Source organism: Hymenobacter nitidus (assembly GCF_020447315.1).
Classification (GTDB): domain Bacteria; phylum Bacteroidota; class Bacteroidia; order Cytophagales; family Hymenobacteraceae; genus Hymenobacter; species Hymenobacter nitidus.
The window spans coordinates 106,125-125,082 of sequence record NZ_JAJADQ010000003.1 but is presented as its reverse complement, the minus strand read 5'-3'; the positions used below and the strand labels follow the sequence as shown (position 1 = coordinate 125,082).

General features: G+C 61.2%; 13 protein-coding genes. 3 read left to right on the top strand and 10 right to left on the bottom strand.

Features of this window, described 5'->3' with window-relative positions:
- Window positions 1–146: 146 nt before the first annotated feature.
- On the bottom strand, window positions 147–2,705 hold the full coding sequence (locus tag LGH70_RS06735) for an alpha-amylase family glycosyl hydrolase (protein WP_226183927.1): 2,559 nt from the start codon (window positions 2,703–2,705) through the stop codon (window positions 147–149).
- 173 nt (window positions 2,706–2,878) lie between these two features.
- On the opposite strand from LGH70_RS06735, the gene LGH70_RS06730 reads away from it, so the two are divergent.
- Both LGH70_RS06730 and LGH70_RS06725 read left to right on the top strand, forming a co-directional pair.
- On the top strand, window positions 2,879–4,660 hold the full coding sequence (locus LGH70_RS06730) for a DUF885 domain-containing protein (RefSeq protein WP_226183925.1): 1,782 nt from the start codon (window positions 2,879–2,881) through the stop codon (window positions 4,658–4,660).
- A gap of 286 nt (window positions 4,661–4,946) precedes the next feature.
- Complete coding sequence (locus LGH70_RS06725; RefSeq protein WP_284438444.1) at window positions 4,947–5,957, top strand: SDR family oxidoreductase; 1,011 nt, start codon at window positions 4,947–4,949, stop codon at window positions 5,955–5,957.
- Window positions 5,958–6,169: 212 nt separating this feature from the next.
- On the opposite strand, the gene LGH70_RS06720 is transcribed toward LGH70_RS06725, so the two are convergent.
- The 9 genes from LGH70_RS06720 to LGH70_RS06680 form a co-directional block, all read right to left on the bottom strand.
- A complete protein-coding gene (locus LGH70_RS06720) occupies window positions 6,170–6,706 on the bottom strand; it encodes a pyridoxamine 5'-phosphate oxidase family protein (protein ID WP_226183923.1) in 537 nt (178 codons plus the stop codon).
- Between the two features lie 142 nt (window positions 6,707–6,848).
- Window positions 6,849–7,256, bottom strand: coding sequence for a DUF3592 domain-containing protein (locus LGH70_RS06715; RefSeq protein ID WP_226183921.1), 408 nt, complete (start codon window positions 7,254–7,256; stop codon window positions 6,849–6,851).
- Between the two features lie 237 nt (window positions 7,257–7,493).
- Window positions 7,494–8,102 carry a hypothetical protein gene (locus LGH70_RS06710; RefSeq protein ID WP_226183919.1) on the bottom strand — a complete coding sequence of 203 codons (609 nt, stop codon included), beginning with the start codon at window positions 8,100–8,102 and terminating at the stop codon, window positions 7,494–7,496.
- A gap of 186 nt (window positions 8,103–8,288) precedes the next feature.
- Window positions 8,289–13,196 carry a DNA repair ATPase gene (locus LGH70_RS06705; RefSeq protein ID WP_226183917.1) on the bottom strand — a complete coding sequence of 1,636 codons (4,908 nt, stop codon included), beginning with the start codon at window positions 13,194–13,196 and terminating at the stop codon, window positions 8,289–8,291.
- A 44-nt stretch (window positions 13,197–13,240) separates the two neighbouring features.
- On the bottom strand, window positions 13,241–13,615 hold the full coding sequence (locus LGH70_RS06700; RefSeq protein ID WP_226183915.1) for a DUF3592 domain-containing protein: 375 nt from the start codon (window positions 13,613–13,615) through the stop codon (window positions 13,241–13,243).
- Between the two features lie 186 nt (window positions 13,616–13,801).
- Complete coding sequence (locus LGH70_RS06695; protein ID WP_226183913.1) at window positions 13,802–15,970, bottom strand: flotillin family protein; 2,169 nt, start codon at window positions 15,968–15,970, stop codon at window positions 13,802–13,804.
- Window positions 15,971–16,090: 120 nt separating this feature from the next.
- Window positions 16,091–16,723 (bottom strand): OB-fold-containig protein, encoded by a 633-nt coding sequence (locus tag LGH70_RS06690; RefSeq protein ID WP_226183911.1) that lies wholly within the window; start codon window positions 16,721–16,723, stop codon window positions 16,091–16,093.
- Window positions 16,724–16,822: 99 nt separating this feature from the next.
- On the bottom strand, window positions 16,823–17,539 hold the full coding sequence (locus LGH70_RS06685) for a PspA/IM30 family protein (protein WP_226183909.1): 717 nt from the start codon (window positions 17,537–17,539) through the stop codon (window positions 16,823–16,825).
- On the bottom strand, window positions 17,536–17,952 hold the full coding sequence (locus LGH70_RS06680) for a YbjN domain-containing protein (protein WP_226183907.1): 417 nt from the start codon (window positions 17,950–17,952) through the stop codon (window positions 17,536–17,538). Before LGH70_RS06680 ends, LGH70_RS06685 begins: the two co-directional genes overlap by 4 nt.
- 190 nt (window positions 17,953–18,142) lie before the next feature.
- Here LGH70_RS06680 and LGH70_RS06675 point away from each other — a divergent pair, with 190 nt between their 5' ends.
- A complete protein-coding gene (locus LGH70_RS06675) occupies window positions 18,143–18,934 on the top strand; it encodes an XRE family transcriptional regulator (RefSeq protein WP_226183905.1) in 792 nt (263 codons plus the stop codon).
- Window positions 18,935–18,958: the final 24 nt, after the last annotated feature.

Genomic DNA, 18,958 nt, shown 5'->3' with positions numbered 1-18,958 from the left:
TCTGGCTGGCGGAGTTAAATCAGCGGGAAAGAGCGCACGGGCATGTTGGTTGAGTTTTGTGGGCTCCCTGATGCCAGCTAACTAGGCGACGACCATGACTGGTGGCAAGTAACCCGGAAAAGTAAGAGCCGCGCCGCCAGCCGTGGTTAGCGCGCCACCTGCAGGCGCTGCATAGAAACTGCCGCGCCCGATTGAATCCGCAGGAAGTACATGCCCGCGGCCCAGGCGCTGGTGTTCAGCGTGTGCTGGCGGCCGGCAAAGGAGGCCGTGTGCAGCAGGCGGCCCTGCAGATCGTAGACCTGCACGCTGGTCGTGGCCGTGGCGGGGCCGCTTAGCGCCAGGCGTACCTGGGTAGTGGCCGGGTTGGGGTAGAGCTGGGCCGCGAAGCCGGCCTGCGAGCCGCTGGTAGCCGTGGGCACGGCCGGCGCCAGGTGCAGCAGCAACGTCTGGTTCGGGTTCAGCACGCCCGGGGCCGGCGTCCAGCTGCTGATGCCACCTTGGGCATTCACCGTCACATCACCAAACGTCTGGCCGAAGATCAGCTCCCGGACGCGGTAGCTGCCCGCCGGCAAGGTCGACACGCTCAGCGACAACGATGGGTTGTTGACCGACGCGCTGCCGCTCAGATTCGACAGGGCAATAATGGCTTCCTGCCCGTACACGCGGGCGTAGCCCAGTAGGGAAGGAGCCGGCGAAGGAGCCGCGGGCGTAACGGGCAGCAGGTAGCCTTTGCGCAGCGCCTCGTGGGTGTTGCGCAGGCCAATCAGCAGCTTGTAGTGGGTGAGCAGCGACGAGGAATTGGTAGCTTGGGTGGCTACGTTGACCTGCGGGTAGTTGCTGCTCGGGGCGCGCCAGGGCGTGCCGGTGCTGAAGCCCGCGTTGGGGCCGGCCGTCCACTGCATGGGCTTGCGCTTTTCCTCGTCGACGCCCGAGCCGCTCATCCCGATTTCCTCGCCGTAGTAGAGGAAGGGCACGCCGGGCATGGTCAGGTAGAGCGTGGCGGCCTGCTTCATGCGCAGCGCGTTGCCGCCGAGCATATCCATCACCCGGTTCTGGTCGTGGTTGGTCAGGAAGGTGGCGTACTGCAGCTTGGGGTAGGCGCGGTCCACCACGTCGAGCTGGGTGCGCAGCGGCACCGGGCTGCCCGTGTTCAGGCTGTTGAGAATAGCGGCCGAGAGGTCAAACTCGAAGCAGGCATCGAGGCGCTGATTTAGCACGTAGGGCACCACGGCCGCGGTATTCGACCAGGCTTCGCCCACGGTAAAGGCGTTGGGGTTGGCCTGGCGCACCACGTCGTGAAACTCTTCGAGCACCTGCATAGTCTCGGGGGTGTTTTCATTCACCGTGCCGTTTTCCACCAGAAACTTCACCGCGTCGAGGCGGTAGCCGTCCACGCCTTTTTGCAGCCAGAAGCGCGTGGCATCCCACATAGCACTCTTCATCTGCGGATTGCGCCAGTTCAGATCGGGCATGCCGCTCCAGAAATAGCCGTAGTAGTAGCTGCCGCCCCGCTGGTGCCAGCCCGCACCGGGGCTGGTGGCCGACCACCGGTACCAGTCGCGGTAGGAGCTGGTGGCGCTGCCGGCTGCCTGCTGAAACCAGGGGTGCTGGTCGGAGGAGTGGTTCAGTACCAAATCGATAATAACCTTGATGCCGCGGGCATGGGCTGCTGCCAGAAAGGCTTCGAACTGGGCCATGGTACCGTAGTCGGGCTCGGTGGCCTGGTAGTTGGTCACGTCGTAGCCGTGGTAGCTCGGCGACTCCATCATCGGCATCAGCCAGATGCCGGTGATGCCCAGGTCGGTGGTGGTGGCCGGGTTGCCGTCGTTGAGGTAGTCGAGCTTCTGGGTGAGGCCGGCAAAGTCGCCCTGCCCGTCGCCGTTGCTGTCGTAGAAGCTGCGCACGAAGATTTCGTAGAACACCGCGTCGTTCCACCAGTGGGTGCTGTAGTCGGTCAGGGACGGCGCGCAGGTCTGGCAGGTGGCGAAGCACACGGCCGGCATCATGTTTACGGCGGCAGGAGCTTCGAACACCCGATTCCGCACCCCGGCGCCATCGGCCGGGCCGCAGGCGGCGGGCACGGCTTCGGCCCCGGCCAGGGTGTTGCCGTTCACGAAGCGGTACAGAAACCGGCTGGGGCCGGGCAACGAAATCTGAGCTTCGTAGATACCGTCGCCGTTGTCGTCGGAGAGGGGCAGGGCGCTGGCATCACCCTCAGTGCCGTAGCCGGCCAGGGGCTGGAAGTTGCCAACTACGTGCACCCCGTTGCGCGACACGGTCTGCCCGCGCATGTTTACGGCAAACGTCACCTGGGTATTGCACCCACCGAAGGCCGGGGCGGGCAGGCGCACGGCGCTGCCGCCCACCACTACCTGGCGGTTCACGTTGCTGCCATCGGCCACGCCGCAGGTAGTCGAGGGCAGCTCGGCCCCGGGCCAGGTGTTGCCATTCACGAACTTGTAGAGGTACACGCCCGCGGGCACGTTCACCGTCACTTCGTAGATCTGGTCGTTGTCGGCGTCGGTGAGGCGGGTAGTGGCCGGGTTCCAGTCGCCAGCAAAGCCGGCAGCAGCCTGGAAGTTGCCCGCCACGTACACGCCGCTGGCCGCTACCGTCTGCTGGCGCATATCCACGCGGAAGGTGAGCGGCACGGCCCGGGCGCCCAGGCTGGAGAGCAGCAGGGCCAGGAGTAAAAAGTGTTTCATCAGCAGGAGGGAAGAGGCGAAAAAAACAGCGCAACAAATCGGGCGCAGTCAGCCCCCTAAAGGTACCCCGAAATCAGCTCATCCGCAGAAAAGAAAGTTTCGGGGGCGGCTTCCCTGCAACCCCAAGCCCAAATGGCGTTACATTTAGCCTCCACCAACCCGAACTCCTCTCCGTGAAACACTTGTTTCTGTCGGCGGCCCTGGCTGCCGCCCTGCTGGGCACTCTGACGAGCCATACCACTGCGCCCACCGCCGCCGATTCGCCGCAGCTGGCCGCCATGTTCGAGAAGTACTGGGACGAGCGCGCCAAGCTGTTTCCGCTGGAAGCTACTTCGCAGGGCGACAACCGCTACAACGACCAGTTGCCCAACGATGGCACGGTGGCGTACCGCGCGACCCAGCGCCAGTTTTTCCAGCAGTACCTCGACCAGGCCAAAAAATTTGACCGCACGAAGCTGTCGGAAAACGACCGGGTGAGCTACGACATCTTCCTCTACGAGATGCAGATGCGCCTGGAAGGGCTCAAGCAGAACTCTTGGATGATGCCATTTACCCAGTTCAGCGGCCTGCCTATTTCATTGGCCCAGCTGGGTGCGGGCTCGGGCAACCAGCCCTTCAAAACCACCCAGGATTACGACAACTGGCTGAGCCGGGTGCGGGCCTACCCGGTGTGGGCCGATACGGCCATCAGCAACTTCCGGCGCGGCATGCGGGCCGGCGTGGTGATGCCCCGGCCGCTGGTCGAGAAAATGCTGCCCCAGCTGCAAGCCCTCGTCACGCAGGACCCCAGCAAGAGCATTTTCTACGGCCCGGTGAGCAAGTTTCCGGCCGCCGTGCCGGCCGCCGAGCAGCAGCGCCTCGCGGCTGCCTACCAGCAGGCCATCCGGGAGCAGGTGGCGCCGACCTACCAGAAGCTGCACGACTTTCTCAAGAACGAATACCTGCCCAAAGCCCGCCCCACGACCGGTATTTCGGCCGTGCCCGGCGGGGCCGATATGTACCGCTACGCCGTGAAGTTCTGGACGACTACGGACAAAAAGCCGGAGGAAATCTACCAGACCGGCCTCTCGGAAGTGAAGCGCATCCGGCAGGAGATGGAGAAGATCAAGACGGAAACCGGCTTTAAGGGCGACCTGAATGCCTTTTTCACCTACCTGAACACCGACCCTAAGTTCATGCCCTTCAAAACGCCGGAGGAAGTGCTGAACGTGTACCGCGGCATTCAGGCCAAGATAGACCCCAACCTGAAGAAGATGTTTGGCCGCGTGCCCCGCACCGGCTTCGAGGTGCGCCAGACCGAAGCCTTCCGCGCCGCCTCGGCCTCGGCCCAGTACAACCGCGGCCTGGCCGACGGCTCCCGCCCCGGCATCTTCTACGTGCCCATCATCGACGCCACCAAGTACAACGTGACGCGCGGCATGGAGTCGCTGTTTCTGCACGAGGCCATTCCGGGCCACCACTACCAGATTGCCCTGCAGCAGGAAAACGAGAAGCTGCCCCAGTTCCGCCGCTACGCCTTCTACAGCGCCTTTAGCGAGGGCTGGGCCCTCTACACCGAGAGCCTGGGCAAGGAGCTGGGCCTCTACACCGACCCCTACCAGCGCATGGGCGCCCTGAACGGGGAAATGCACCGCGCCATCCGGCTGGTAGTAGACGTGGGCATGCACACCAAGAACATGACCCGCGAGCAGGCCATCAAGTACATGATGGACAACCGCGCCATCGACGAGCAGGCCGCCACAGCCGAAATCGAGCGGTATATGGCCTGGCCCGGGCAGGCGTTGGCCTACAAAACCGGCCAGATGAAAATCATGGAGATGCGCCGCAAGTACGAGAAGCAGCTGGGTTCCAAGTTCAAGCTCAGCGCCTTCCACGACCAGCTGCTGGCCAACGCCGCCATGCCCCTGGCCATTGCCGAAAAAACGATGGACGCCTGGGCCGCCACCCAGAAGTAAGGGTAAGCCCGGCGGTGGCGGTCATCCTGTTTATCGTCTCATCCTGAATCTGACGTCCACGCAGTGAAGGACCTTGTCACGTTAGCACGAGTCGTAACAACGATTTTCGTTCTGGCGTGGTAAGGTCCTTCACTGCGTGGACGTCAGATTCAGGATGACAGAGAAAACACGGTTTAAACGGTCTGAAATCGGCGTTCATGCCTGGTGAGCGGGTGGTGGGCGAGTAGGGGTAACTACGGCGCGGGCTCCGCACGTAAGGGAAAGACAACCTAAACGCTCTATCACTATGAAAGACGAAAATAAACTTAGCCGCCGACAGGTAATCAGTGGGCTCGGGGCCAGTCTGGCCGTAGCGGCCGTGGGCCCGGTGCTGGGCGCGGAAGGCGGCGGCAGCATGGCCGAAACAGCCGCGGCCGAACCCCTAAAGGACCCCACCACAGCCTACCCCAAGCCGCCGTTTAAGAGCCAGAGCCAGGCCTGGCCGGGGCTGGCCAGCCAGATGGACCCCAAACCCGACCACGGCGAGAAAAGCTACAAGGGCTCGGGCCGCCTGAAGGGGCGCAAAGCCCTGATTACGGGCGGCGACTCGGGCATGGGCCGGGCCGCCGCTATTGCCTACGCCCGCGAAGGCGCCGATGTGGCCATCAACTACCTGCCGGCCGAGGAAGCCGATGCCAAGGAGGTTATTGCCCTGATCAAGGCGGCCGGCCAGAAGGCCGTGGCTATTCCCGGCGACCTGCGCGAGGAAGCCTTCTGCAAGAAGCTGGTCGAGGAAACCGTGCGCCAGCTGGGCGGGCTCGATATCGTGGTCAGCAACGCGGCCCGGCAGCAAACCCGCAAGTCGATTCTGGACGTGACCACCGAGGACTTCGACGCCACGATGAAAACCAACGTGTACGCCCCGTTCTGGATTATCAAGGCCGCCCTGCCCCACCTCAAGCCGGGCTCGGCCATCATCGGCACCACCTCCGAGCAGGCCACCGACCCTTCCGAAGACCTGTACGACTACGCCCAGACCAAGGCGGCCACCTCGAACTACGTACGCTCTCTGGCCAAGCAGCTCGCCCCGAAGGGAATCCGGGTGAACGGGGTGGCGCCGGGCCCCATCTGGACGCCCCTGCAGGTAAGCGGCGGGGCCACCCAGGAAAAGCTGGTGAAATTCGGCGGCGACACGCCCATGATGCGGCCTGGGCAACCCGTGGAGCTGGCCTCCATCTACGTGCAGCTGGCCGATCCGCAGGCGAGCTACGCCACTGGCCAGGTGTATGGCGCCGCCGGCGGCAAAGGCCTGCCGTAACGGTAGCAGTAGCGCAAACTGTGTAGTTCGCGGGGCAGAACGATTCAATCGGCGCGGGGCACGCGCGCTACCAAGTGCGCGTTACACCGTCCTTAGCCTGACAAATAACCCTGCAGAAATGCCCCGTGACGTGAGTTGCGGGGCATTTTCTTGTGGGCTAGCTACCCGACGGCGGAAAGAGGGATGCCGCAAGCTTCTTCCAGGTACCCACCTCAGATGCCGGTGGGCTTGCCGTCGATGCTGCGGGTGTTGCGGGTGTGCCAGTACTGCGCCACCTGCTCGGGGCCGCGCTTGTCCATGTTGTCGTTCAGCTGGTTGCGCTCGGCCCGGTAATCGAGCAAGGGTACGGCCATGCCGCAGGAGGTTTGCACCAGGTCCACGTCGACCACCAGGATCTGCCGGGCGCCGGGCAGGGCCGGGAACAGGGGCAGCAAGTCGGCCCACTCCGCGTCGCGCGGGTGGTAGATGCGGGCCGTGCCGTAGAGGCGCAGGATGTTGGGCGGACCCTCGAAGGCGCACCACATCAGCGTAATGCGGTTGACCTCCAGCAGGTGGGCGGCGGTTTCGTTGCCGCTGCCGGTCAGGTTCAGCCAGGCCACGCGGTTGGGGCCCAGCACGCGCAGGGTATCCTGGCCCTTGGGCGAAATATTGACGCGCCCATCGGCGGCGGCCGTGCCCACGAAGAACACGTGCTGCCGTTCGATAAAGACCTGAATGTCGGCGCTGATGGCGGGGTATTGCTTGCCCATGCGGAAGAAGGGTTTGGCTGGGCAGCAAGGTAGGGCCGGGGCGTGTGGATGCCAAGCCTGTAGCCGGCTAAAAGTAGGGCCGGCGTTGCCCGCAAGCTAGGCTCTTTCTAAGTGAGCAACGGCAGAATGTGGCCTTGAATAGCTACCTGAGAAGCATGTACACGACATACGCAATCAGTAGCAACCCGACCACCGTGAAGAGAAAGAACGGCTTGGTTTCGTGGGGGGAGCCAATAATAAAGTCACTCGGATTACTGGGATTGTACAGCACCGGGACTTCCTCGCCTTGAGCATAATTGAGGTCGGAGCTTTCCTCGGTAATCCAGCGCAAATCCTGGGTAACGAAGCGCACCACGCAGCGCCGGTTGTCACCGGTGCCCCGAAAATCGAGGATGATTCCTTGCGCGGGAATCCCGTGCTGTTGGAAATGGGCGTACTGCCGCTTTATCAATTCCCCCACCAGGATGAAAACAAGGCCTACCAGAAAGCAGATCAGCAGGTCTGAATCAACCGTTGCCAGGTAGGTCAGGACACTATCAAAAAGAGTCATTGCTTAAGTTAGTTACTTCCGCTTCAACGTTTCCCGAATCCCGCTCAAGCCCGCCGGCAATGTTTTCCAGCTTGTCGAGCATCTGCAGGAGCTGGGTGGGGCCGGAGTGGGGAGGTTGTCGTGTATGAGGCACTAGTAACAATGATGGGCCTTGGTATACATGCTAATAAAAATGCCCTAGCAGTTGCCAAAGGGAAGATTAGTGTAAAAGTAAAGCCTCAGTACTGCCCGGGCCTGCTAATGAACAGTCCAGGCTTTTACTCGTGCTTGATAGGCTTGCTTTATGATTCTGCGCATAGCTATGTCATCTTTTGAGACGAGCGCATTGACAGCTTGCAGGTCCTTGGCTCTGTGATGGTCAGATTCGTAATCGAAGTAGAAGCTCCAGAATGATTCTGCGTCCTGCGGCTTTTGGTGTCTTAGCGCCTGTAAGAAATTGGCCGGATGCTTTAGAAAGAAATTATGGGTGTTTTGCTGCAAAAAATTAATAGCGTCAGCATCCCAGGTGCCGTGCTTACAAATGGCAACTATTTTATCAACTTTTCGCTGTACGGGAATGTGCTGGCAGGCAAAGAATAGATTGACGTATTGCTCACTGTTGTGGTACAATGGGGCGGGTTTACCCTTTTTATCATCCCACCCAAATAAATTATTAAAGCTGGCGAAATCGTTTGGGAAGCAGCTGAAAAAGGCCGTTTCGTATTGGTACTGATTGGCTTGTGAGTCAAGGTGCAGCTTGTCGTAGAGCATCTTGATGGATGTTTCGCACTTCTGTGCGGTTGCCGCACTGTTTAGTGCAAGCTGAAGGGCGAGAATAGTAACCGTTTTTGTAAACAGGCTCGTCATGATTTGACAGGATAAGTAGTCGCTCCCAATTGATTAGGCTATGGATGCTGCTTGCTAAAATGGTGGTTTATTAACGGTGTTTCTTCAGGTGCTGGTACTTGTTATGCGGGTTGTTGCCTAACGGCATACATGAGGCACTTACAGCAAACGACAGGAATATTCGGAATTTAAAATTAATGCCGAAGATTACTCCCGCTTCAGCGCCTCCCGAATCCCGCTCAACCCACCGGCAATATTCTCCAGTTTATCGAGCATCTGCAGGAGCTGGCCGGCGCCGGAGTTGCGCAGGTTGTCGAGGTAGGTTTGCTTGATTTGCTGCCAGCGGGCGGTTTGCTCGGGGGTGAGCCAGCCGAGCAGCTCGCGCAGCTTGAGCAGGTTAGCTTCGGTGGCGCTGGTCAGGGTTTGGGCCTCGCTTTCGTAGTGGGCGGCCAGGAGCTGCTCGATTTCCTGGTCGTTCATCACGGGGCGCACCTTTTCGGCCAGCTTGTTCATGTTGCGGTAGGAGCCCTGCAGCTTGAACGGCGGCTCGGTGCGGTAGGCGTCGGCCTGGGCGGCGCTGGCAATGTAGGCCGCATTCACGCGGGCCACCACGTCGCGCAGGCGGAGCAGCTTTTGGAGTACGGCCACGTACTCGTTGAGCTCCTCGGGCGTGTGGTTGCCCTCGAAGCTGAGGCCGTCCTGCTGCCCGGTTTCGGCCAGACGGATGAGGGCGGGCACGTCCTGGGGGCTTTGGGTGGCGAGGCGGGCCAGGGCCGCGTTGCTGGTGAGGGCGTTTTCGAGGTAGGAGAGGCGGAAGGCGTCTTCGGAGCCGGCCGTGAGAATGTCGCCGAGGTTGTAGATGTCGGCGCGGTTGGCCAGCATGTCGGGCAGCTGGAATACGTCGCCGCTTTCGGTGTAAGGGTTGCCGGCCATGACCACGCACACCTTGCGGCCGCGGAAGTCGTAGGTGCGGGGGCGGCCTTGGTACACGCCCTCAATCTTGCGCTGGGCGTCGCAGAGCGAGATGAACTTCTGCAGAAACTCGGGGTTGCAGTGCTGGATGTCGTCGACGTAGATCATCACGTTGTCGCCCATCTCGAAGGCCAGGTTCAGCTTCTCCAGCTCCTGCCGGGCCCCGGCGTTGGGAGCCTGGGCGGGGTCCACGCTCGTCACGGCGTGCCCGATGGCCGGCCCGTTGATCTTCATGAAGATGAGGCCCAGCCGGTTGGCCACGTACTCCATGAGCGTGGTTTTGCCGTAGCCCGGCGGCGAAATAAGCAACAGCAAACCCATCAGGTCGGTACGCTTGCCTTCCCCCGCCGTCCCGATCTGCTTGGCCAGGTTGGCGCCAATAATGGGCAAATACACCTGGTCAATGAGGCGGTTGCGCACGAACGACGTGAGCACGCGGGGCCGGAAATCTTCCAGGCGCATGTCCTCGGCGGCCCGGGCCAGCAGCTGCTTTTTCACCTCCTGAAACGCCTCGTACTGGGTTACCGTGGCGCGGTCGTAGTGCAGCAGGCGACGGCGGAAATCGGGGAAGTTGAGGTGGTAGGTCCGGTCGTCGGCCAGGCGGGCGTGAGTGCCTTGGAAGTCGGCCAGCGTTTCGCGCAGGGGCGTATGCACCACCCGTGCCGAATCGTAAGTGCCGGTGAGCAAGAGCACGGCGCACTCGTTGCAGAAATCGGAGAGCGTAGCGGCGGCCGGCGCCTGGCGCAGGTAGGCCTGCAGCCACTGCCGGATCAGGGGGAGCTGGGCGGCGGGCTGGTCCTGGAGGCCCGTCACCGACTGCTGGAACAGCTCCGTGGCCTGGCGCTCGTGCAGCTGCTTCTGGAACTGCTGGTACAGCTCGGCGGCTTCGGCGGCAATGATGAAGGTGCCGGTGTGAGTCAGCTCCTGGAAGAGGTAGTCGCCGGTTTCCGCCACCTGAGGAGAGGTGAAGAGGCCGGTTTGCTCCGCGAAATGGTCTGCTGCCGTTTGCAGCTCGGTTTTGAGCTCGTCGAACTCCTGCGAATCGGGGAAGACCTGGAGCAGTACGCCGATGCCCTGGAGCTGCCGCTCCCAGTGGGCGCGCTGGTCGGGGTCGGCGAAGCGCAGCCAGTAGAGGGCCGCGGCGGCACGGGTATCGGCGGGGTAGCGGAGCAGGTCAGCGGTGCGGGTGAGGCGCACCAGGGCCGTGAGCAGCAAGGCCGCGTCGTGGTCGTGCACGCCTTTGAGGTAGCCTTCCTGGTAGCGCGCAGCCATAAACTGCTGCACGTAGGTTAGCAGCTCGGCGGGGCTCAGGTGGCCCAGCTCGGGTACGGACAGCACGGCGGCGTGCCCCGCTTCCGGGTTGGCCGGCGCGGGGTGCTGGGCGGCCTGCAGGATGCGCCAGGCCAGAAACTCGGCCCGGTACACGTCCTGGTTTTCCGACACCACGGTTTGCTCCCAGACGGGCCGGGAGGCCAGCAGGGCCGGGTCGGTTATCTTCTGGAAAAAGTTGGTGCCGGTGAGGTGGTAGTGCAGGTCGCCGTCGCGCAGGACCACGGTCAGCTCCAACGGCTGAGTGTTCACCGTAAAGGCGTGGGGACCAAACTTAAGGGTCTGGCCGCCGTCGGCGTAGAGGTCGGCCCGGTCGCGGAGCTGGCGCACGGCGTCCTCGCGCAGGGTTTTCAGTCGGCTCTGCACATCATCCGACTTCACCGAGTCGCCGAGGTTAATCAGCTCCTGGGCCGTTTGGCGCACCTTCTCCACCATCACGTCGGCGGCAAAGTACCCGTTGATATCCGCCACCGATTCCAGGCGGGTGAGGCGGCTTTGCACGGCCTTCAGCAGCCGCTCGGCGCTTTGCAGCAGGGCGGTGGCGCGCTGGTTGCGGGCGGCTACCAGGGCCGTTTTCTTGGATTCGAAGGCTTCTACTACCTGCTCGCGGCGGGTGGTGAGCTGCTCAATGAACTGGTCGAAATCGGGGAATTTGCCTTCCAGCTCTTCGAGCTGCACCATGAGCTTGGTCAGGTACTCGTCGCACTTGGCGGGGGTGTCCGAGAGGTCGAGGTAGTTGGTCAGGGCCTGTTCCAGCAGCTTGAGCTGGGCGGTAAACTCGGCCTGGGCCTCGGTGCCAGCCAGGGCCTGCCGCCGCCGCTTCAGCGCCGCCCGAATCTGGTTGAAGCGGGCGTACACCGTCGAGATGTTGTCGATGATGGCCGTGGTCTGGGTCGGGTCGGGGATGGGCAGGTTGCTCACCACCTCAATCAGCAGCTCCAGCTCCTGGGCCACAGCGGCGGTTTCCTGCTCGCGCTGGTCGGCTTCGATGGTTTTCTGCACCTGCTCTACGCCGTCGGCAATGGCCTGCACGCGCTGGGAGTAGGGCGCCAGGGCATTGGGCTTCAGCAGAAAGTCCACGGTTTGCAAGGCCACTTCCTTGCTCAGGGCCTCCAGGTCAGCGGCGTGCTTTTCCACGGCGGGCAGCTCCACGTAGCGCAGCTCCTTGAGGGAAATTACCTCGCCCCGCACCCCGCGCAACTCACCCAACATTTGCACGAACTCCGTGACGGTATCGGGGGCCGAGCGGCGGATGCGGCCGGTCAGCTCGTCGGCTTTCTGAAACACGGTGGCCGTTTGCTGGGCGGTGTTCTTGCGGATGCTTTGCACCTTTTCAAACTCCTCCACGGCCGCTGTGGCCGTCTGCCGGATTTCGCCCAGGGGCTCGGCCAGGGCCTGGGCGGCGGGTTCGCGCAGCCAATGGTAAGCGTCGGTGAGGGCAGTGGTCTGGCGAATCAGGTCGAGGTAGAGGCCGGCGTAGGAGTCGTCCTTGCTGGTCAGCGTCAACACTTCCTGCACCTCGCTCATGGCCCGCACGATTTCCTTGTTGCCCAGCTTGTAGAGGTAGGAATCGGAGGTGACGGGCAGCTGGAAATCGGGGGCCGTGTAGGGCGTCTGCCAGATCTGCACGGCGTGGTGCTTCTTGGGCTCGTCGTCGGCCCGGAAGTAGCACAGCTCCCCGTTGGTAAACAGGGCGTAGCCGTGGCACACGATGGGGTTATCGACGCGCTGGGCAATGCGGTTGTAGCTCAGCAGCAGGTAGGTGCCGTGGTCCTTGTTGAAGAACACGTACAGGAAATCCTCCCCGTTCGGCGACACCACCCGCTTCTCAAACAGCATCTCCCGCAGCCCGTTGTCGAACAACTTATTGTCGCCGGTTTGCAGGTAGAAGCCGTGCGGGAAAATCAGGCCCTGCCCGTCGGGCAGCAGCACGCAGGCATCGGCCAGGGCATCGAGGCGCTGAGCGGTTTTAAGCTTGTGGTTGAAGATGAAGTAACGATAGGTCTGCTCCTGGTAGGGCCGGATCTTGAGCAGAATCAGGTTGCCAATGGCGGCAAAGTAGATTTCCGAGTCGTCCAGCGTTTGGTCTTTGTTATCGACTGGCTCGCTCAAAATGCCGTGGCCGGTGCTGGTGTTGTCCTCAACTTTGATGGTCAGGTCGCCGCTGATGGTTTCCACAAACACCTTGTCCTCGATGCTGATGTGGGGGTGCTTGCCGCCGCGCTGCATGTCGCGGGTGGCACGCTTCCACTGGAACTCGTGCTGGGGCGGAAAGGTGTACTCGTGGTCGGAGCGGTTGTCGACGTACGTGAGCGTGTCGCCCTGGATCAGCCACTTAAACGTCTTCACATCCGAGGCACTCTTGCCCACCCGAAACACCATGAACAGGTGCACGCCAATGACGGCGAACTTCACGAACTGGGTGTTCTTGTAGTAGCGGTACAGGTTGCGGAACTCCTCCAGAAATTGCGGATTCTGCAGCAGCTCCAGGCCCAGGGGCCGGAAGTCGTGCTCGGCGTACTCGTACACCCCAAACACGTCGGCCAGATCCGGCTCGGCTTTCAGCCCTAGCACCACGTTGTAGCCGAAGATGAACCGCTGTCCCACCGGCACCATGTCCCAGGGCACGCAGTTGTTTTCGGTGGTAATGCGGCCGGTGCCTAGCAGGCGGGTATCCACGGCCCCAAACACCTGCTTACGCTCCGCGTTCAGCGTATCCAGGCGCTGGCGCAGGTCGGTGCTGCTTTTCTGCAGGCGGTTGCGCAGGATTTCGTAGGTGCCGGTTTCGAGTTGGGTGGGGGCTTGAGCTTCCATAGGCGGGCAAGGCACGAACCCTTGCCAGGAGAAAAAACGGCTAGTTATTTTGTTGAAGGCCGCAACGTGGCCTTCAGAATAGCCCTGGCTGGATCTGTTGTAGCATAGATGACAGCGGTAGTATCGCCTTTTTCGTGAGTGCGTAAAAAGGCTCTGGGTACCCTGGTTTTAAGGGAATATTTCACTCCGCCAACCGTGTACTGCACGGATACCCGCTTCGCCTTGTGGGTTCTTATCCGGGTAATGATGCCCGTGGCATATCCCGGATTCTTCAGAATCAACGCCCGCTTCTCGGCCCTATCCGCTTTAACGAAGTAGACGACGCCCGCGAAGAAGGCAATACCGACAGCCAGCCCAAGGACGAGGCTTATTATTTGCCGGGTTGTAGTTGGGGAGGTGTTAGAATCGGGTGCTTGCATAAAGTAGATGGCTAGAGTTCCGGGGCTAGCTTTTAGCCGCCTCACCCCAACCCCTCTCCGAAAAAGGAGAGGGGCTCTAGCTTTAAGTTTTAGAAGTAAATAGGAAATAGTACTAGCCTTAGCCTCAACAATTAAAGCTAGTTCCCCCTCTCCTTTTCGGAGAGGGGGCTAGGGGGTGAGGCGCCTCTACTTCAGCTCCAGCATCTTGGCCGGCTTGTCGCCAATGCCCAGGGCCGTAGCCGTGCTGGCCAGCTCCGTGATGGTGTTGCGCGTCGCCTCGTCGCCGGCTTTGTTCATCATCTTCAGCAGCAGGGCCGATACGCTCAGGTTCTTGATTTCCTCCGAGCTCAGCCCGAACTGATCCACGAAGCGGCGCAGGTTGGTTTTGAAGTCGCCCCCGCCGTCGAGCGAGAAGAAGGCGTCTTTCACGGTGCCCAGCACCTCGCTGTTGTGCACGGTGCGGTCCACCATCTTGCCCTTGGTAATCGAGCCAATAATCTGGTCGAAGAACATCGTTTCGCCGCCCACGATGTCGATTTTAGCAGCTTTCAAAGCCTCGCCAATCACCTCGGCCTGGGAGGCGGCAATATCCTTCTGGATGTTGATCTGAGCCAGCTCCACCGACTTGTCCTTGTCGAGGCGCAGCTTGAACTCCTCGTGGTCTTTGCCCACGCCGTCGAGCTTTTTCATGGCGTCGGCCTTGGCTTCGATGCCCTTGGCTTCCACCGCAAACTTCTGCTCCGACACGGCCGCTTCGGCCAAGCCTTTCTTCTGGTCGGCGTCGGCGCGGGCCTCAATGATGGAGGCGTCGGCCAGGCCTTTTTCGCGGTTTACCTTGGCGGCTACCAAGCCCAGCTTCTCGTCGGCTTCGGCCTGAGCGCCGGCTTTGGCCTGAATGGCCTGGGCTTCGGCGGCGGCGGTGAGCTGGAGCACGGTGGCCTGGGTTTCGCCTTCTTTCTGGCGGGCGGTGGCTTTGGCCTGCATCACCTGCGCTTCGGCCAAGCCCACGGCCGTAGCTTTGCTGGCTTCGGCTTCGGCCAGGGTGCGGATGGCCTGGCCCCGGAATTCAGCCGAGGCTTTTTCGGCTTCGGCATCAATAAGCGCCTGCTTGGCGCGGAACTCGGCGGCCTGGCGCTCCATGTCGGCGTTGCCCACCAAGGCTACCGTGGCGGCTTCGGCCTGCTGCTTGGCGGCCGTAATGGCCACCAGCTTTTCGCGGTCGGCCTGGGCCTGGGCGCGAGTATCCTTGATTTTCTCTTCCTCCTGCACCGTGGCTTTTTCCACCACGATTCGCTCCCGGATGATAGTCTGAATGTTCTTTTTCTCTTCTTCCAGGGCCTTTTCCTTTTCAATCTGGGCCAGGGCCACAATCCGCTCCCGCTCGTTGGCTTCCAGGGCCTTGGCCTGGGCTACCCGCTCGGTTTCCACCGCGTCGGTGCGCTGCTTGTTGCGCTCGGCCACCAGTACTTGCCGGTCGCGGTTCTGCTCGGCAATGCCCACTTCCTCTTCGGTGGTGATGCGGGCCTTCTCGCCTTTCAGCTTCTCTTCCTGCAGCACCTTCTCGGTTTCGGCCTGCTCGCGGGCCTTGATGTTGGCAATTTCGCGCTTCTGCTTTTCCTGATTTTCGATAAGCTGCTTATCGAGCTGCAAGATGGTTTCCTGGGCTTCCACGTCCTGCTTCTTGATGGTTTTCTGCATCTCGCGGGCAATGGAGTTGGCCTGGATCTTCTGCTCCGAGGTCAGGGCCACAATCTTCTTGATACCCTCGGCGTCCAGAATATTGTCCTGGTTCAGGGCATTGAGCGGGGTTTGCTCGAGGTAGTCGATGGCGCAGTCGTCGAGGACGTAGCCATTAAGGTCGGTGCCGATGATGCGCAGAATTTCCTGCTTGAACTGCTCCCGGGAGTTATACAGCTCAATAAAGTCAAACTGCTTGCCCACGGTTTTCAGGGCTTCCGAGAATTTGGCGTCGAACAGGTTTTCCAGGGCCGTGGGGTCGGAGGCGCGGCGGCAACCGATGCTCTGGGCCACCTGCACCACGTCGTCGTGGGTTTTGTTGACGCGCACGAAGAAGTTCACCTTCACATCGGCCCGCAGGTTGTCTTTGCAGACCAGGCCTTCCGAGCCGGCCCGGGCAATGACCATGTTCTTAAGGGTAATATCCATCACCTCCAGCTTGTGGAGCACCGGAATCACGAAAATGCCGCTGAACGATACTTTGGTGTCGCCCAGGCCGGTGCGCACCATGGCTTCGCCCTGCACGGCTTTCTGGTACATGCGCACCACAATGGCGATGATGCCGAGCAGGAACAGGCCGAGCGTGATCAGCACGGCGAATGAGAGTTGACCAATCATAAAAAGCAGGGTAGAAGTAAAATCAGTAGGAGAGGCAAAAAGAGGTGTTCTATTAGGAAGTATTCGAAAAGTCAATGAGCAAAGAGTACAGCTATTCCACGAGGGAATCGCCGCGCAGGCTTAACGCGCATCGTAGGGCTCGATGAGGTAGCAGCGGCTCGGGGCGTGGTAGTCGATGACCAGGGCCGTGTCGCCCTTGCGCAGCTCGGTAGCGGAGGCGGCCTTCACGTTGAGCATCAGCGTGTCGCCGTTGGTGCGCACCATGGCCTGGCCGAGGTGGCTTTGGGAGGCGGGCAGCAGCACCGTGCACACTTTGCCGATGGGGTTGCTGCTGCCGGCCTGATCTTTTTCGAAAGTGGCAAACAGGTGCACGAAGGGCGTGGTCAGCACTTTGGCCACCAACAGGCTGCCAATAAACAGCGGCAGGCAAAACCCGACGCCCAGCAGCCAGGACGTGTTGTGCGTGTAGTAGTTAACCAGAATGCTGCCTACCCACAGCGGCAGGGCCACGAAGCTCAGAAACACCATCAGCGGCACCCGGCCCAGGTTGAAAAAGGCCAGGGCGTTGTTGAGCCAGCTGACGCTAAAGTCGGCGTCGTGGGGCACATCGTGGGCGTCGTGCAGGTGCAGATCCAGCGTCTTGAAATCGAGCAGCCCGATGATGACCGTGAGCCAGTAGAGCAGCACGAAAATAAGGATGCCCGTGGCCAGCAGATTAGGCGGGGAAACCGCCGCTTGTAGAAGTTCGGTCATAGGCATACAATGGGCAGGTTAAAGGTAGGGAAATTGGTGCGCGGGCCAACCCGGCCCCGGCGTATCCCACCCATTTTTGTTTCGGCAGCGAAGCCCGGCTTACTGCGTGGCGGCGTCCAGCCCCAGTTTTTCCTTCAGCGCCTGCAAGTCGGCGGCGGCTTTGCCCGCGCCGCTGTGCTGCAGGGCCTGGTCGATTTCCTGGTCGATAGAGCGGCTTTCCTGGGCAATCTGGCCGTAGGATTCCGCCAGGGCTTCCTCGGCGGCCACTTTTTCCTTCATGCGTTCCAGCAGGGCTACCGTGCCGGAAGAGTCAATCTGGGCCAGCTGCTGGTTGATGGTTTTGGTGGCGGTGCTTACCGTCACGCGGGCCTTGAGGGTTTTTAGCTCGTTTTCCCACTGGCTCATGGTTTGTTTGAGCTGCTGCACGTTCTGGTCGAGCTGGGTGGCGGAGGCGGCAAACTTTTCCTGGTCGGCGGCGGCGCGGCCGGCCTGGGTTTCGTTTTCGGCTTTTTTCAGCAGGGCCTCACTGGCCAGGCGGTCGGCCTCGGCGGCCGGTAAGTCGCCCTTGTGGGCGCGCTGCAGCAGCAGCACGGCCTTGTTCTCGTAGTCCAGGGCTTTGGCGCGGAAGGCTTCCCCCTCGTTGCGGGCCCGAATCACCATGGCTTTCACCTCAGCCAGGGCGTGCAGACTTTTGTCCAGGTCCTGGCGCAGGTCGCGCAGGCCCTGCTCGGTCATTTTGATCGGGTCTTCAAGCTGATTCACAGCAGAGTGGGCTTCGGACTGACCAATTTTGAAGAGGCGGCTGAAAATGTTCATGGCTGTTGGGGGCTAGGAGTCTTAGAGAAGGCAATCAGTTCGTCGCTGAATTCGCTGAGCAGCAACGCCAGGGAGTTGAACACGGCTTCCAGCTCGGGGCGGTCGAGCTGCTCGAGCTGGAGCGTGTCGCGGAAGATGACCTTGCGGCCCGAGTCGTCGAGCACGAAGGCGCCGTGGATGATGTCGCGGTTTTTCTGCAGCAGCCGCTGGTACACCGTGACGCTGGAGCCGGGCAAATCCAGCAGGTGCTGCTCCAGTATCAGCAGGGGCTCACCGCAGCCCAGCACTAAGTGTTCGATGCCCAAGTCGGGCTTGCTCACCACAAAGATGTTGGAGGCGGCATCCTGGTGCTGAATGTCGAAGTCCAGCTCCAGCAGGTAGCGTTGGATTTTGATGAAGTAGCTCTCGGCCATGGAAAGTAATAAGCGGGAAAACCAGAAGGTAATAAAAGCGGAGCAGGAGGGAGGCAAGCAGAAGGTGCCAGGTGCTCAAAAAAATAGCTGTATTGTAGAGGGGTTACATTGAATATGGTAGCTTTACGGTGCAAGTCTACTCAAAGTTTGAGACGTGCTCAAGTTTTGAGCGAAATATTTTTTGACTGCTATGTCGTACGTTGGGAAGAACATTCGCAAGATTAGGACGGTTAAAAAGCTGAGTCAGGCGGCTTTTGCCGAATTGTTTGGCTTGGCCCGGCCGAGCGTGGGCGCCTACGAGGAAGGGCGCTCGGAACCTAAGATGGAGACGCTGATTCAGATTGCTCATCATTTTGGCTTGTCGGTAGACTTGCTACTTACGAAAGAGCTGACGGTAAATGAGCTCTATCATTTCGATATTTTTCAGAAGGATGCGGCTCCGGCACCCGCGGCCAAGCCAGCTGCGCAAGCCGATCAGCAACCCGGCGTCACGCCTTTTGTGCCCGCGGCCCGCCTGCTCGAATACATCGTGCAGCACCACGACTCCGCCTTTCTGGATGCCCTGCCGCCCCTCACGTTTCCGCACAGCCTGGGGCCCGCCACCCGGGCCTTTGAAATCGTAGGGGCCGAAATGCAGCACCAGCAGCAGGGCCTGCGCCACCAGGATGTGGTGCTGTGCCGCCGCCTCGACCTGGCCGCGCCCAACCTGCGCGTGCAGCGCATCTACGCCTTCGTCACCCAGAGCCGCCTGCTGGTGCGCCGCCTGGCCGAGCGGATTTCGGACTCCCGCCTGAAGCTGCGCGCCGACAACCCCGACTACGGCTCCGAAGAATTTTCCCTGGATCAGGCCCTGGAAATATGGGAAGTAAAAGCCGTGTTTACCACTCACTTGCGGCCCCCGTCTACGATGGAAGACCGGGTAGGCCGCCTGGAGCGGCAGGTGGAAGAGCTGCTGGCCCGCCTGCAGGAGCAAGACGACTAACCTCGGGCCGCGGGCCGGAGTCGG

What these genes read in the sequence shown, in the direction of transcription:
- LGH70_RS06735 (WP_226183927.1), bottom strand. Translation starts at nt 2,705, where the DNA reads ATGAAACACTTTTTACTCCTGGCCCTGCTGCTCTCCAGCCTGGGCGCC.
- LGH70_RS06725 (WP_284438444.1), top strand. Translation starts at nt 4,947, where the DNA reads ATGAAAGACGAAAATAAACTTAGCCGCCGACAGGTAATCAGTGGGCTC.
- LGH70_RS06720 (WP_226183923.1), bottom strand. Translation starts at nt 6,706, where the DNA reads ATGGGCAAGCAATACCCCGCCATCAGCGCCGACATTCAGGTCTTTATC.
- LGH70_RS06715 (WP_226183921.1), bottom strand. Translation starts at nt 7,256, where the DNA reads ATGACTCTTTTTGATAGTGTCCTGACCTACCTGGCAACGGTTGATTCA.
- LGH70_RS06710 (WP_226183919.1), bottom strand. Translation starts at nt 8,102, where the DNA reads ATGACGAGCCTGTTTACAAAAACGGTTACTATTCTCGCCCTTCAGCTT.
- LGH70_RS06705 (WP_226183917.1), bottom strand. Translation starts at nt 13,196, where the DNA reads ATGGAAGCTCAAGCCCCCACCCAACTCGAAACCGGCACCTACGAAATC.
- LGH70_RS06700 (WP_226183915.1), bottom strand. Translation starts at nt 13,615, where the DNA reads ATGCAAGCACCCGATTCTAACACCTCCCCAACTACAACCCGGCAAATA.
- LGH70_RS06695 (WP_226183913.1), bottom strand. Translation starts at nt 15,970, where the DNA reads ATGATTGGTCAACTCTCATTCGCCGTGCTGATCACGCTCGGCCTGTTC.
- LGH70_RS06690 (WP_226183911.1), bottom strand. Translation starts at nt 16,723, where the DNA reads ATGACCGAACTTCTACAAGCGGCGGTTTCCCCGCCTAATCTGCTGGCC.
- LGH70_RS06685 (WP_226183909.1), bottom strand. Translation starts at nt 17,539, where the DNA reads ATGAACATTTTCAGCCGCCTCTTCAAAATTGGTCAGTCCGAAGCCCAC.
- LGH70_RS06680 (WP_226183907.1), bottom strand. Translation starts at nt 17,952, where the DNA reads ATGGCCGAGAGCTACTTCATCAAAATCCAACGCTACCTGCTGGAGCTG.
- LGH70_RS06675 (WP_226183905.1), top strand. Translation starts at nt 18,143, where the DNA reads ATGTCGTACGTTGGGAAGAACATTCGCAAGATTAGGACGGTTAAAAAG.